This is a genomic window from Streptomyces sp. NPDC004647, assembly GCF_040609575.1.
In the GTDB taxonomy this organism is placed as follows: domain Bacteria; phylum Actinomycetota; class Actinomycetes; order Streptomycetales; family Streptomycetaceae; genus Streptomyces.
In genome coordinates this window covers 65,204-79,185 of sequence record NZ_JBEXKU010000012.1, presented here as the reverse complement: position 1 = coordinate 79,185, position 13,982 = coordinate 65,204, and the positions used below count along the sequence as shown (strand labels likewise).

Annotated in this window: 10 protein-coding genes and 1 pseudogene; 8 read left to right on the top strand and 3 right to left on the bottom strand. The window is 70.6% G+C overall.

The genetic code is table 11. The annotated features are described in order from the left end of the window. Nucleotides 1-421: 421 nt before the first annotated feature. Nucleotides 422-685 (bottom strand): annotated as a pseudogene (locus ABZW18_RS07845) (hypothetical protein); the annotation flags it as partial. A 169-nt stretch (nucleotides 686-854) separates the two neighbouring features. Here ABZW18_RS07845 and ABZW18_RS07840 point away from each other — a divergent pair. The 5 genes from ABZW18_RS07840 to ABZW18_RS07820 all read left to right on the top strand — a co-directional run bounded on the left by ABZW18_RS07840 (nucleotide 855) and on the right by ABZW18_RS07820 (nucleotide 6,272). Next, entirely contained in the window at nucleotides 855-1,361 is a 507-nt protein-coding gene (locus ABZW18_RS07840) for a hypothetical protein (protein ID WP_356183613.1), read from the top strand. After that, complete coding sequence (locus ABZW18_RS07835; RefSeq protein WP_356183610.1) at nucleotides 1,336-2,694, top strand: ABC transporter substrate-binding protein; 1,359 nt, start codon at nucleotides 1,336-1,338, stop codon at nucleotides 2,692-2,694. The genes ABZW18_RS07840 and ABZW18_RS07835 overlap by 26 nt, the downstream gene beginning before the upstream one ends. A 162-nt stretch (nucleotides 2,695-2,856) precedes the next feature. Beyond that, nucleotides 2,857-4,128, top strand: a complete 1,272-nt coding sequence (locus ABZW18_RS07830; RefSeq protein WP_356183607.1) for a glycosyltransferase family 4 protein — start codon at nucleotides 2,857-2,859, stop codon at nucleotides 4,126-4,128. Then, nucleotides 4,125-5,087: a hypothetical protein gene (locus tag ABZW18_RS07825; RefSeq protein WP_356183604.1), complete on the top strand. Its 963-nt coding sequence runs from the start codon at nucleotides 4,125-4,127 to the stop codon at nucleotides 5,085-5,087. Before ABZW18_RS07830 ends, ABZW18_RS07825 begins: the two co-directional genes overlap by 4 nt. 204 nt (nucleotides 5,088-5,291) lie before the next feature. After that, nucleotides 5,292-6,272, top strand: a complete 981-nt coding sequence (locus tag ABZW18_RS07820; RefSeq protein WP_356183601.1) for a YafY family protein — start codon at nucleotides 5,292-5,294, stop codon at nucleotides 6,270-6,272. Nucleotides 6,273-6,353: 81 nt separating this feature from the next. Here the strand turns inward: ABZW18_RS07820 and ctaD are convergent, their stop codons facing one another. Then, entirely contained in the window at nucleotides 6,354-8,045 is a 1,692-nt protein-coding gene (ctaD, locus tag ABZW18_RS07815; protein WP_356183599.1) for a cytochrome c oxidase subunit I, read from the bottom strand. Nucleotides 8,046-8,686: 641 nt separating this feature from the next. Between ctaD and ABZW18_RS07810 the strand changes: the two genes are divergently transcribed. Next, nucleotides 8,687-8,902 carry an I78 family peptidase inhibitor gene (locus ABZW18_RS07810; protein ID WP_356183597.1) on the top strand — a complete coding sequence of 72 codons (216 nt, stop codon included), beginning with the start codon at nucleotides 8,687-8,689 and terminating at the stop codon, nucleotides 8,900-8,902. 210 nt (nucleotides 8,903-9,112) lie between these two features. Here ABZW18_RS07810 and ABZW18_RS07805 read toward each other — a convergent pair whose 3' ends face one another. Then, nucleotides 9,113-10,171 (bottom strand): phosphatase PAP2 family protein, encoded by a 1,059-nt coding sequence (locus ABZW18_RS07805; RefSeq protein WP_356183595.1) that lies wholly within the window; start codon nucleotides 10,169-10,171, stop codon nucleotides 9,113-9,115. 571 nt (nucleotides 10,172-10,742) lie between these two features. Between ABZW18_RS07805 and ABZW18_RS07800 the strand changes: the two genes are divergently transcribed. Beyond that, complete coding sequence (locus ABZW18_RS07800) at nucleotides 10,743-12,437, top strand: MFS transporter (protein ID WP_356183592.1); 1,695 nt, start codon at nucleotides 10,743-10,745, stop codon at nucleotides 12,435-12,437. Between the two features lie 350 nt (nucleotides 12,438-12,787). Next, nucleotides 12,788-13,975, top strand: a complete 1,188-nt coding sequence (locus ABZW18_RS07795) for an acyl-CoA dehydrogenase family protein (RefSeq protein WP_356183590.1) — start codon at nucleotides 12,788-12,790, stop codon at nucleotides 13,973-13,975. Nucleotides 13,976-13,982 lie beyond the last annotated feature (7 nt).

Below are 13,982 nucleotides of genomic sequence, written 5' to 3'. Positions count from 1 at the left end.
GTTCGCACACCGGGCAGGGGACGAGCCCCAACACGCGGCGGTTGGACTCCGCGACAGGAAACGCCTGCGGCTTGCCCGCGACGAGCGGGCAGTCGGAGCGGTGCAGCAAGGTACCGCCGGGGACCGCGAACAGTGCGGGCTCCCGCCCGCCCGCGAGCCCTTCCGGCTGCCCGGTCGGCGAGGCCGCCTCCTGGACCGCTTCCCGGCCGGGAGCAGAGCCCATCGCCGCATCCTCGCCCCCGCCCCCGCCCTCGGAGGGTCCGAGGCCGCCCAGTTCCCCCGTTACCGGCCCCGCGGTCGCCGGAGCCCCGGGTGCCGGGGGTGCCGGCGCCTCGCCCCGCACGCCCTGCGCAGCCCGGTCACCGGCGGCCGATCCCGGCTCCGTACCGTCGTCGCCGCCCGAGCCGGGGGCCTCCCCGTACGAGACGAGGAGCCGGTGCAGCTCCTCCACCCGTTCAGCCGCGAGCCCCTGCTCGCCGCGGGCCAACAGGACGGCGCCCGCCACGATCAGCGCCGCGCCCGGCACGGTGCAGGACGCCAGATACGGGATCTGCCGCTCGACGAAGCGCTCGCCGGACACCCCGTACCAGCCGATCGCGCACAGCACCGCTCCGCCCGCGAGCGCCAGCCAGCCGGCCCAGTGCAGGAGGGCTCTGGCCCAGGGATGCTGTCGAGCTGTCCGCATCCGGCCCCCTTGAGGTCGCCGATGGCTGCGCCCGTCGCGCGCACATATCTGTGCGTATCACCGTGCACATGTCTCGTCATGTCATGCGATGAGTTGCACTATGCCCTGTGGAGTCACACCCTGAAAGCATCGATCAGCATTGGCGCGACTACACCTGGTGGTGAGCCGGATGGTCACTGGCAGACGCGCGGGGGCAGTGGCATGGGCAGCGGCCGGAGTCCTGTTCGTGGGGGCTGCGGCGGCCGGCTGCGGGGACGACGGCGGGGGTACGGAGAAGCCGTCACCGACGACCACGACCACGCGGGCGGACCAGCCGGCCGATCCCGCGGCGGCCGAGAAGCAGGTCAAACAGAACTGGGAGAAGTTCTTCGACCCGTCCGTGCCGAACGACGAGAAAACGAAACTCCTCGAGAACGGTGATCAGTTGGGGCCGCTTCTCCAGGCCTTCAACGGCGACGCGCGTGCCCGGCAGGTCGCGGCGAAGGTCACCAAGGTCAGCTTCACCTCGGCGACCTCCGCCGACGTGACCTACACCCTCACCCTCCGGGGCGCAACCGCGCTGCCGAACGCCTCCGGCACCTCCGTCGAGCAGAACAAGGTGTGGAAGGTCTCCGTGAAGGCTCTGTGCGCCCTGGTGCAGATGAGCGGCAATGACGTCAAGGCCCCGGGCTGCTGAGCATGCCTGGACGGCTGGGCTCCTGGCGGCGCTGCTGGCGGTACTGCTCCTGGTGAGTGCCGCCTGTGGCAGCCGCCTGCCGGAGAGCGAGTTCGAGAACCGCCCACCGCGCGGGAACAGCCGGCCCGCGACGCCGGAGCCGGCGCGCGGCGAGCCCATCAGGATCGGCATCATCACCAGCGCCACCAGCCCGGTCGGCGGCGCCACCTTCACCGGCCCGCGCGACGGTGCCAAGGCCTACTTCGCCGCTCTCAACGCCCGGGGCGGGATCAGGGGCCGTCCGGTCCAGATCGTCACCTGCGACGACGGCGGCAGCGGAGTCGGCAACAACGAATGTGTGCACCGGCTTCTCGACGAGGACAAGGTGTTCGCGCTGGTCGCCACTACAGCGCTGGACTACGCGGGTGCGCCCCGGGTCAGCGAGGCGGGAGTGCCCGACGTCGGTGGACAGCCCGTCGGCCCCGCGTACGACACCTACCCGCACCTCTACGGAATCTACGGCAGCCAGGCGCCCCGCACCGGCGGCAAGCCCGGCTGGAACGGGACCCTCTACGGCGGAACTGAGATCTACCGCTTCTTCAAGCGCGAGCAAGGGGCCCGCAGCGCCGCCGTCGTCTCGTACAACCAGGCTGCCTCGGCCGCGTACGCCCGCCTCATCACCCGCGGTCTGAAGGCCGAGGGCTACCGTGTCGTCACCGAAGAGGTCGACTTCGCCCTGCCCAACTTCCAGGCGGTGGCGGCCGATCTGCGGTCCCAGGGCGTCGACCTCGTGTTCGACGCGATGGACACCAACGGCAACTCCCGGCTCTGTGAAGCGATGGACGCCGCCGGGGTGAAGGTGACCGCCAAGGTCACCAATGTGCAGAACTGGTCCGACGCGGTGCCCGAGGACTACCAGCACGCGAAGGGCTGCCGCAACGCACTCTGGGCGACAGGATCCAGCCGAAACTACGACGACACCGGCCACCCCGCCGTACGGGTGTTTCGCGCGGGGATGCGAGGACAGCCGGGTGCAGAGACGTTGTCCCAGTGGGAGTTGGAGGGGTGGGCGGCCGCGATGTGGTTCACGGACGCCGCCACGTCCTGTGGCAGCCGGCTCACGCGCGCGTGCGTCGAGCGCTTTATGACGCGCAGTGAGCCGTACACCGCGCGCGGGCTGTTGCTGCCGGTGACGTATCAGGCGTCGAAGGAGCCCCCGAAGGCCCGGCGGAGCTGTTTGTCCGTCGCTCGTTGGAGTGACGACGCACGGAGTGGCGACGGGGGCTGGGTCACTCAGGGTGGTGAAATGACGGACAACTGCTTCACCGTGCCACAGCTGCCTTACACCCCCTGATGTGCGGGCAAGCGAACGAGTTCCCGATCTTTGCTACCGATGTCATATCTCTTCTGGAACAAGACGGTGATAGAGACCAACCCTGAAGCGGCTGACACGGTCTAACCCTTCGTTAGGCGGACGAGACGGACGTCCGCGGGGAACCGTGGGATACGGGGACGGATGCACATCTCATTCCTGATTCACAACGCGTACGGGATCGGCGGGACGATCCGTACGACCTACAACCTCGCCCGAACGCTTGCGGAGCAACACGATGTGGAGATCGTCTCGGTGTTCCGCCACCGTGACCAGCCGGTCTTCGAGACCGGACCGAACGTGCGGCTGAGCCACCTCGTCGACATCCGCAAGGATGCCCCCACGTACGACGGCGATTCCCCGGCCCACCGCCGGCCGGCCCGGGTCTTCCCGGAGGCCGAGGGCCGCTATAAGCAGTACAGCGAGCTGACCGACGAGCGGATCGCCCGTCATCTGCGCACGGTGGACGCCGATGTCGTCGTCGGTACCCGGCCCGGCATCAATGTGCACATCGCCCGGCAGGCCCGGCGCGGCCCGGTGCGGGTGGGCCAGGAGCACCTCACCCTCGACAGCCACTCGGCGGAGCTGCGCAAGGAGTTGCGCGGGCTCTACCCCCGGCTGGACGCCGTCACCACCGTCACCGAGGCCGACGCCACCGCCTACCGAGGCAAGCTGCGGCTGCCCGGCGTACGGGTCGAGGCGGTGCCCAACAGCGTGCCCGCGCCCGGCATCGACCCCGCCGACGGCACCGGCAAGTGGGTCGTCGCGGCCGGCCGGCTTGCCAAGGTCAAGCGCTACGACCTGCTCATCCGGGCCTTCGCCACCGTGGTCGAGCAGCGCCCTGACTGGCGGCTGCGGATCTACGGCGGCGGCGCGGAGAAGGACAAGCTGCGCCGTCAGATCGACGGACTGGGCCTCTACAACCATGTGTTCCTCATGGGGCCCGCCAACCCCATCGAGCCGGAGTGGGCCAAGGGCTCGATCGCCGCGGTCACCTCCAGCCTCGAATCCTTCGGCATGACCATTGTGGAGGCCATGCGCTGCGGCCTCCCGGTCGTCTCCACCGACTGCCCGCACGGGCCCGGCGAGATCATCGACAACGGCGTGGACGGCCTGTTGGTGCCGCCGCGCAACGCCGACGCCGTGGCCGGCGCCCTGCTGGAGCTGATCAACAACGATGAGAAGCGGCAGCGGATGGGCCGTGCCGCCCTCGCGGGCGCCACCCGCTTCGACCCGTCGCAGGTCGCCGGGCGCTATGAGTCGCTCTTCTCCGACCTGGTCGCCCGCGCGGGCCGCGGCAGCGCGCGGGCCCGGCTGCGCGGCTCGCTGCACCGCACCCGTGGCGCGCTGCTGGGCGGCGCGTACGCCGTCCGGGACGCGAGCCGCGGAGGTCTGCGAAAGGGTCGCACCGCATGACCACCTCCGCCGAACTCCCCCTCCGCACCGTCGCCGACCGGTCCGCATCGCCCCAGCCCGGAACCCCCGAGGAGCTCCCTGCCGTGTCCGTCCCTCCCCTGGCCTCCGGCATGGGGGACCCCAGCGCCGACTGCATCGCGGATTCCGCCGGCGGCCTCACCTTCGACCTCCCCGACGCCGGGCCGCCCGGCGCCCCGGACACCTGGGACGCCGCACTGCTTCTGCGCCGGCGCAGCGGCGACACCGCCGCCGTGGAGGAGGTACGGCTGCCGCTCGTGCACGCGGGCGACGGCCGGCTGCGGGCCGTGCTGCCGAGCACCGTCACGCTGCCCGAGGGCCGGTGGGACGTCTGCACAGCGATGGGTGGCAGTCCCGAGGGCGAGCGCCTCGCGCCCGGCCTCCTGGACCTCCGCTCGCTCGTCGACCGCCGCCCCGACGTCGACCGCTCATCGGTGGCCGTCCGCATCCCGTACGCGACCAAGCACGGCAATCTCTCGGTGCGCAGCTGGCTGCGCGCACCGCACGCCGAGGCGGGTGAAATCCGGCTGTCGGACGGGACGATGACCGTGCAGGGGCGGCTGTACGGAGCGCAGGCGGGACCGGATGCGACGGTCGAGGCGCGCTGCCGCCGTGACCCGTCCCAAGCCCTGACGATGCCTGTGTCCGTCGAGGGCGCGGCCCGCTCCGGGGGCGCTGACCGGCATTTCGCCTTCACGCTCTCCTACAAGGAGCTCGCGGAGAACTGGCAGGGCGTCCGCGAGCCGTGGGACCTGTGGCTGCGTCCGGCCGCCGGAGCGGAGACCGCGCGCATCGCCCGGATCCTGGACGACGTGCCGGACAGGAAACACATCTTCAGCTACCCGGGACAGGCGCTTTCCACCCCGTACGGGCCCGCCGAGGTCGGCCCGTACTACACGAAGGACAACGACCTGGCCGTCCGGATCGATCCGGCGGGCTAGGTGTGTCGCCCGGGACCGGTGACGACCACAGGCCTTGAGCGCTCCTTGAAGCGGGCGGGCCGCCGGGGGGCCGGCGGTCCGGCTTGGCCGGCCCACCACTGCCCGGCCGCCCGCTGCCCCCGCCCAGGTTCTGCGTGCTGGGGGAATTCGGCGGCCCGCACCTTGCGGACAGCACGTGTCCTCATGCGCGGGCAGACTCGAACCATGTTGGAGACTTCGGCACGGCTGCTCCGCCTGCTCTCCCTACTGCAGGCCCACCGCGAATGGTCCGGTGCGGACCTCGCCGACCGTCTCGGGGTGACCCCCAGGACCGTACGCCGGGACGTGGACCGGCTGCGTGAGCTGGGCTACCCCGTGCATGCCAGCCCCGGTACAGGCGGCGGCTATCAACTCGGTGCGGGGGCCGCGCTCCCGCCGCTGCTGCTGGACGACGAGGAGGCCGTCGCGGTGGCGGTCGGCCTGCGCACGGCGGCCGGCGGCGGGATCGAGGGCATCGAGGAGACCTCCGTACAGGCGCTGGCCAAGCTGGAGCAGGTGCTCCCGTCCCGGCTGCGGCGGCGCGTAGAGGCGCTGAACTCCTTCACCGTGCCGATGCTCGGCGGGCACCGCGGACCGACCGTCGAGGCCGGCACGCTGACCGAGCTGGTACACGCCTGCCGGGACCGTGAGCAGCTGCGCTTCGAGTACCGCGACCACGCCGGGGCGGCGACGCGGCGGGTCGCCGAGCCGCACCGGCTGGTCTTCACCGAACGCCGCTGGTATCTCGTCGCCTGGGATGTGGACCGGGAGGACTGGCGTACCTTCCGCGCGGACCGGATCACGCCCAGGCCGCCGCACGGTCCGCGCTTCGAGCCGCGCAAGCCGCCGGCCGAGGACCTCGCGGCGTATGTCTCGCGCGGCGTGTCCACCACGGTCTACGCGGCCAAGGCGGTCGTCCTGCTGCATGTGTCCGCGGAGGAGGCCGCACGGCGGATCTCTCCGTCGGACGGGGTGCTGGAGGCGGTCGACGAGCACAGCTGTCTGCTGCGTACCGGGGCGCAGTCCCTCGATGTGCTGGTCATCCATATCCTGCTGTTGGGCTTCGACTTCGAGGTACGTGAACCGGCCGAACTGAACGACCGCATCGGAGAGATGGCCGGACGGCTCTCCCGGGCCGTGGAGGGTACGTCCGGAACCGGGCGCTGACCGCGCGGGGGACTCGGGACCCGCCCGAACCCGTAACGGCGTTACGGCGTTACGGCCAGGGTGTTGACCGCGCGGGGAGACTCACTCCTCCCACTCGGCGATCTTCTCCTCCCGGCCGGGCGGCTCCGGTTCCAGCGCCGACACCTCCGGGTGGTGCAGATCAAAGGCGGGCGCCTCGGAGCGGATCCGCGGCAGGGTCACGAAGTTGTGCCGTGGCGGCGGGCAGGAGGTCGCCCACTCCAGCGAACGGCCGTAGCCCCAGGGATCGTCCACGGTCACCTTCGTGGCCTCCTTCGCCGTCTTCCAGATGTTGTAGACGAACGGCAGCGTGGACAGACCGAGCAGGAATGCCCCGATCGACGAGACGGTGTTGAGGGCGGTGAACCCGTCGGCCGCCAGGTAGTCGGCGTACCGCCGCGGCATCCCCTCCGCGCCCAGCCAGTGCTGCACCAGGAAGGTGGTGTGGAAGCCGATGAACAGAGTCCAGAAGTGGATCTTCCCCAACCGCTCGTCCAGCACCGTCCCGGTGAACTTCGGCCACCAGAAGTAAAAGCCCGCGAACATCGCGAAAACGACCGTACCGAAGACGACGTAGTGGAAATGGGCGACGACGAAGTACGTGTCCGTGACGTGGAAGTCCAGCGGGGGAGAAGCCAGGATCACCCCGGTCAGGCCGCCGAACAGGAAGGTCACCAGGAAGCCGACCGCCCACAGCATCGGCGTCTCGAAGGACAGCGAGCCGCGCAGCATCGTCCCGGACCAGTTGAAGAACTTCACACCGGTCGGTACGGCGATCAGGAACGACAGCAGGGAGAAGAACGGCAGCAGCACCGCGCCCGTGGCGAACATGTGGTGCGCCCACACCACCACCGAAAGACCGGTGATCGCCATGGTCGCGCCGACCAGGGTGACATAGCCGAAGAGCGGCTTCCGGGAGAACACCGGCAGGATCTCAGTGATGATGCCGAAGAAGGGCAGCGCGATGATGTAGACCTCGGGATGGCCGAAGAACCAGAACAGGTGCTGCCACAGCAGCGCCCCGCCGAACTCCGGCTGGAACACCATCGAACCGAAGCGCCGGTCCGCCTCCAGACAGAGCAGCGCGGCCGCCAGTACCGGGAAGGCCATCAGCACCAGGATCGAGGTGAAGAGGATGTTCCAGGTGAAGATCGGCATCCGGAACATCGTCATACCGGGGGCGCGCATGCAGATGATGGTGGTGATGAAGTTGACCGCTCCGAGGATCGTGCCGAAGCCGGCCAGCGCCAGTCCCATGATCCACATGTCGGCGCCGATGCCCGGTGACCGCTCCAGGCCGTTGAGTGGGGCGTACGCCGTCCAGCCGAAGTCCGCGGCCCCGTCCGGAACCATCAGACTGCCGAGCACGATCAGTCCGCCGAAGAGGAACAGCCAGTAGGACAGCATGTTCAGCCGCGGGAAGGCCACATCGGGGGAGCCGATCTGCAAGGGCATGATCTCGTTGGCGAACCCGGCGAAGGTCGGCGTCGCGAACAGCAGGAGCATGATCGTGCCGTGCAGGGTGAAGGTCTGGTTGTACTGCTCGTTCGACATCACCTGCATCCCTGGCCGGGCCAGTTCGGCGCGCAGCAGCAGCGCCATCACTCCGGCCGCCAGGAAGAACCCGAACGAGGTGATCAGGTAGAGGTGCCCGATCTTCTTGTGGTCGGTGGTGGTCAGCCAGTCGACCACGACCTGCCCCGGTGTCCTCACCGGTACGGGTTCGGCGCTCGCCTCCGCGGCCCGGGTACTCATCTACGCCCCCTCGCGCATCGCAGTGCAGGCTCTCGGGCTGGTGCTCCACGGGAACGCTATGCCCGATTCGCCGGGTTCCCATGGCAGCGCGCCGCAGCGGAGCACCGGTCATGATGCTCGCTCCATCACCGGCCAGCGCGAGAGGGCGCCGCCAAGATCCAGCCCTCTTCCGCGCGTTCGAACCGGGGTACGGGGCCAGGACAGCGAAGGCGGGTGGGACGGGCGCCGAATACCGGCTTTGTGCAGGATGTCCCGACCCTGCGGACCGTTGTTGCCGCACTCTTGTCAGGGGTTTTCGGATTTTGTCTGCCATGACTGTTCCCGGCGCTCGGACATGGCGGCGCAGGCCCGGCGTGGAGTACCACAATCCGGCCAGGACAAACATGCGGTACGAGAGGGTGGGGAATTCCCTCGCCGACCATGTGGGGCCGCCTATTTCCGCAGTAATTCGATGCGGTGTCAGAAACGCAATTCAGCCGTTTTTCAGGGCGCTCCAGAAGGCGCAGGAAGGCACGTACGAGTGACCCCGGAGGGGGTGAACGGGCCGGGTCGGCTTGTGACACAAGCGTGACGATCCGTAGATCGGCCGGTGGCACGGCCGTGCCTTCCACCGGTCACGGCAGGGGCCTACGGTGGTTGTCATGAACGACTCTTCGATTCCCCCGGAACCGGCGGCCGACGACCTCGAGGCCTATGTCGGACTCGATGGTGTGGCCGCCGAGGAACGGGCCCGGCAGCACGGCTGGAGCACCATTCGCGTGCTTCCCCCGGACGCGATCATCACCATGGAGTACATGTCGGGCCGTATCAATCTGGCGGTGAAGGACGGCGAGGTCGTGCGCTGCTGGAAGGGCTGACGGCCCCGCTCTGGCGGCCCGCCCCGGCGGCTTCGGCCGAGAGCCGGCGTACTTCGCCGGCGGCTGGCCGCTGAGGGCCCCGGGACCGGCGCTCCACGCCGCGCCACGCGCCGTGGACAGGACAACGGCCCCGCGCTCGAGCAGGAGCGCCGGGGCCGCTGTGGTGCGGGGGAGAGGCTGTGCGTACCGCTTCCCCCGCTGCCTGCGGGATCAGCCGCCGGTACGTCCCCGCTGGCCGGCCTGGCCCAGCGGAGCGGTGCGCGGCGCACGGTCCGTGTGCGGCGTGCGGTCCGAGTGCGGTGGTCGGCGGCTGCCGGTCGGCGTGACCGGCGTGCGCTCGGACCGTGTGGTGTGCGGCCTCGCCGGATAATGGGGCCGCGGATCGGGGTTCCGTGCGCTCGGGGAGCCCGCGCGTCCACCGCCCGCACCGACGGGCTCGAGCACGCCGGCCTCGTCCTCCGCCAAGGCGCTGCGTGGGAGGACCAGCGGCGGGGGAGCCGCCGTCGGCGGAAGCGGCAGCGGGGCGAGCCCGCGGCCCTCGCGGAGCCGGTCCCGGGTGGTGAGGATCCAGTACTCGGCCCAGGCGATGGCGGGCTCGAACCAGGGCAGCATCAGCAGGACCAGCAGGCCCGCCGCCCAGCCGAGCAGTACATCGCTGACCCAGTGCGTACCCAGGTAGACGGTGGTCGCGCCGACGCCGAGCGCGAAGACCGCGGCGACCACCGACAGCACCCGGCGGGCGCGCGGAGTGGTGGCCAGATAAGCCAGAATTCCCCAGGTCACCACGGCATTTGCGGTGTGACCCGAAGGGAGTATGTCGCCGCCGGAGAACATCTCGGCCGAGCCGACGGTCGTCGCGTAGTGCGGGCCCAGCCTCCCGAGGCCGTATTTGACCGCTCCCACCGTGATGTTCAGCAGAAGGAGCGCCGCGCCCAGCGCGAGCAGCGGGCGCAGTGTGCGCTGCCGCCAGGACCTCCAGCCCAGCCATGCGGCGACCAGGACGGCGGTCGGACCGCGCTGCCCCAGGACCACGAAGTAGTCGAGGAATGCGTGGAGGTCGGGCCACTGCTTGTACGGCCGGAAGAGCATCACCTGCCAGTCCAGGCGGATGAGGCGGTCACTCATGAATACGGCCGCGACGAAGGCCATGTAGAACGCCGCCGCCGAGCCCAACAACACCTTGCGTGTTCGGCTCATCCGCGGGACATCGCGGCTGCTGGGTCGCTCCGGCTCCTGCTCCAGTCGGGCGAAGATTTGGTCGGTACGCACTCAATCGACGTTACAGGGGGTGAGCGACGCCCCCGGCCGAACTACCGGCTTTGTGATGACGATGTGATGTGGAGTAGGTCTCACGGAAATCCCTCATTCCGGTCCATTCGGCAAAACCGGAGTGACCTCGGCGTGAATTAATTCGCACTATCGACCGGGGTTTTCTTTCCGGTTCGCCGGTGCGTTTACCTCCACTTGCCCGGGAATTATCCGGGAAGTTGCGGAGTCCCTTTGCGGACGCACCAGCAGTATGCATCCTCCGGGATCGTGATCAAGCTCATGACCTGGCTCATCGCCCCGCGGCCGGCCGCCGGGGGCCCTGGGGGGCGCCGTCTGGTCCCCCCGCGGCCATCACACTGTGTCCATCTGTGGCCACCCGTGCGTAGCGGATCGCCCGAAAGTGCGTGGCGAAGACCACGTGGCGTCGTTGACAAAGGTGAGCGGAGCCACGCTGCCCGCTTCCGGACTCGCGTACTCTGGCTGCTCACTCGCCTTTCGCCGCCGGGCCTGCCGGGCCGAAGTACCTGTCCCGGGCCCGCCGACCGCGAGCGCAAACATGGGAGGTGCGTACATGTCCGGAACGACCACGCCCCGCGACCAACGGGCGGCGGACGTTCCTCGGCATCGGCGCGGCCCGGGTGAGGGCGGTGCCAACCGCTGGGCCGTGCTCGTCGTCCTGTGTGTCAGCCTGCTGCTCGTCGCGCTCGACGCGACCGTGCTGCACGTGGCGGTTCCCGCCGTCACCGAGGACCTCCGCCCCGGCGCGATAGAACTGCTCTGGATCGTCGACGCCTATCCGCTCGTCGCCGCCTCCCTCCTCATCCTCTTCGGCACCCTCGGCGACCGGGTCGGCCGCCGCCGCATCCTGCTGCTCGGCTACGCCCTCTTCGGCGTCGCCTCGGCCGCCGCCGCCTGCGCCGACAGCCCGCACGTGCTCATCGCCGCCCGCGCCCTGCTCGGGGTCGGCGGCGCGATGATCATGCCCGCCACCCTGTCGATCCTCCGCCAGGTCTTCCCCGACCGGCGCGAACGGGCCCTCGCCATCGGCATCTGGAGCGCGATCGCCGCCGTCGGAGCGGCCGTTGGGCCGCTGCTCGGGGGCTTCCTCCTCGAGCACTTCTGGTGGGGCTCGGTCTTCCTCATCAACATCCCGCTGATGGCGGTCTGTCTGCCGGTCGGCCGCTGGCTGCTGCCCGAGTCGACCGGGGACGGCGAGGGCCCGTGGGACGTACTCGGCGCGCTGATGGCCGCGTTCGGGCTCTTCGGCGTCGTCCTGGGTGTGAAGCGGGCAGGCGGCGGCGAGGCCGTGTTCCACCCCGCCACCCTCGGCCCGCTGCTCGTCGGCGCCGTGCTGCTCGTCCTCTTCGCGCGCCGCCAGCGCCGCCGCAGGCACCCCCTCGTCGATCTGACGATGTTCGCCCGGCCCGCCTTCGGCACCTCGGTGGGCTGCATCGTCCTCGCCATGCTCGCGCTGGTCGGCCTCCAGCTGATCGCCACCCAGTACCTCCAGCTGGTCCTCGGGATGTCCCCGCTCGAGACCGGGCTGCGCATGGTCCCGCTCACCCTCGCCGCGATGGCCGCCGGGCTCCTCGGCTCCCGCATGCTCCAGCGGTTCGGCCCGCGCTCCATGGTCGCGGCCGGCTTCACCGTCACTGCCGGCGCCGTGCTCTCGCTGACCCTGATGGGCCAGCAGGACCGGCTGTGGCTGCTGACCGTGGCCTTCGTACTGCTCGGCTTCGGCCTGGAGACCACACTGTTCGGCGCGTACGAGTCGATGCTCAGCGATGCCCCCGCGGCCCAGGCGGGCGGTGCCGCCGCCATCGGTGAGACCTCCTACCAGCTCGGCGCCGGAATCGGCATCGCCCTGCTCGGCAGCGTCATGAATGCCGCGTACGCGCCCGGGGTTTCCTCGGTGCCGGGGGTGCCGTCCGAGACCGGACGCGCCGCGGGGCACTCGCTCGGCGAGGCGTACGAGGTGGCCCGGCGCATCGGCGGCCCGTCCGGCAGCGCCCTGCGCCAGGCGGCCCGCGACTCCTTCGTCCACGGGCTGCACATCACCCTCGTCACGAGCGCCGTCCTGCTGCTGCTCGGCGCGGTCGCCGCACTGCGCCTGCCACGGGCCATGGAGTGCGGAGAGTGCCCGGACACCGCTGTGAAGCCGGACGAGCGGCCCGCAGGCAGGTCCGCCGCCGGCCGCCCCGCGGACACCGTCCCGCCCCAGCAGGCCCGCGGGCGGGCCACCGTCGGCGCCGATTCCTCCGGCTGACCGGAGTGCCACCCCTCGGGCCCTGCCGAGCCGGAGCCACGGGCTCCGGGTGTTCTGCCGCCAGAGCCGGATGACGGCGGGAGGGCACCGAGCTCGGGATGTTCCGCCGGAGGAACCCTGTCGCTGGAATGTCGCCGGTACCCCCGTCCCCGGAACCCCTGTCCCCGGAACCCGTGTCGGCGGGGCCTCCGTCGACGCGGCCCGGTGACGGCGCGGCGGCCGAGTGATCCGGCCGATACGGCCCGGGGCTGGACGCTCGGGCCGACCGGCCGTAGCGTCGGGCTGTACCTGATGATCACCGCGCCGGGGTGATCCGGTACGCGGAGCCGCAGTGAGCCGGAGGCCGATCCATGTCCGCACGCACCTTGCCCCCGTTCGACCCCCGTGACCCGCTCGGGCTCGACGATCTGCTCGACGACGAGGACCTCGCGCTGCGCGCCACCGTGCGGCAGTGGGCCGACGACCGGGTGCTGCCGGACATCGCCGACTGGTACGAGCGCGGCGCGCTGCCCGCCATCCGCGAACTCGCCCGCGAGCTGGGCTCGATGGGCGCCCTCGGCATGTCCCTCCAGGGGTACGGCTGCGCGGGCGCCTCCGCCGTGCAGTACGGCCTCGCCTGCCTGGAACTGGAGGCCGCCGACTCCGGTATCCGCTCGCTCGTCTCCGTGCAGGGCTCCCTCGCGATGTACTCGATCCACAGCTACGGCTCGGAGGAGCAGAAGCAGCAGTGGCTGCCCCCCATGGCGGCCGGTGAGGTCATCGGCTGCTTCGGGCTGACCGAGCCCGACCACGGCTCCGACCCGGCCGGGATGCGCACCTACGCCAAGCGCGACGGCTCGGACTGGGTGCTGACCGGCCGCAAGATGTGGATCACCAATGGTTCGGTGGCCGGGGTCGCCGTGGTGTGGGCCCGTACCGACGAAGGAATCCGGGGCTTTGTCGTCCCCACCGATGCGCCGGGTTTCTCCGCACCGGAGATCAAGCACAAGTGGTCCCTGCGCGCCTCGGTCACCAGCGAGCTCGTTCTCGACGACGTCCGGCTGCCGGCCGACGCCGTCCTCCCCGGAGCCACCGGCCTGCGCGGACCGCTGGGTGCCCTGTCGCACGCCCGCTACGGCATCGTGTGGGGCGCGATGGGCGCTGCGCGCACCTGCTTCGAAACGGCGGTCGAATACGCGAAGGCCCGCGAGCAGTTCGGCAAGCCGATCGGCGGCTTCCAGCTCACCCAGGCCAAGCTCGCGGACATGGCGGTCGAACTGCACAAGGGCATCCTGCTCGCCCACCACCTGGGGCGGCGGATGGACGCGGGGAGGCTCCGGCCCGAGCAGGTCAGCTTCGGCAAGCTCAACAACGTGCGGGAGGCGATCGAGATCTGCCGCACGGCCCGGACGATCCTCGGCGCCAACGGGATCTCACTGGAGTACCCCGTGATGCGGCACGCCACCAATCTGGAGTCGGTGCTCACGTACGAGGGCACCGTGGAGATGCACCAGCTGGTGCTGGGCAAGGCGCTCACCGGAATCGAGGCGTTCCGGTGAACAGCGG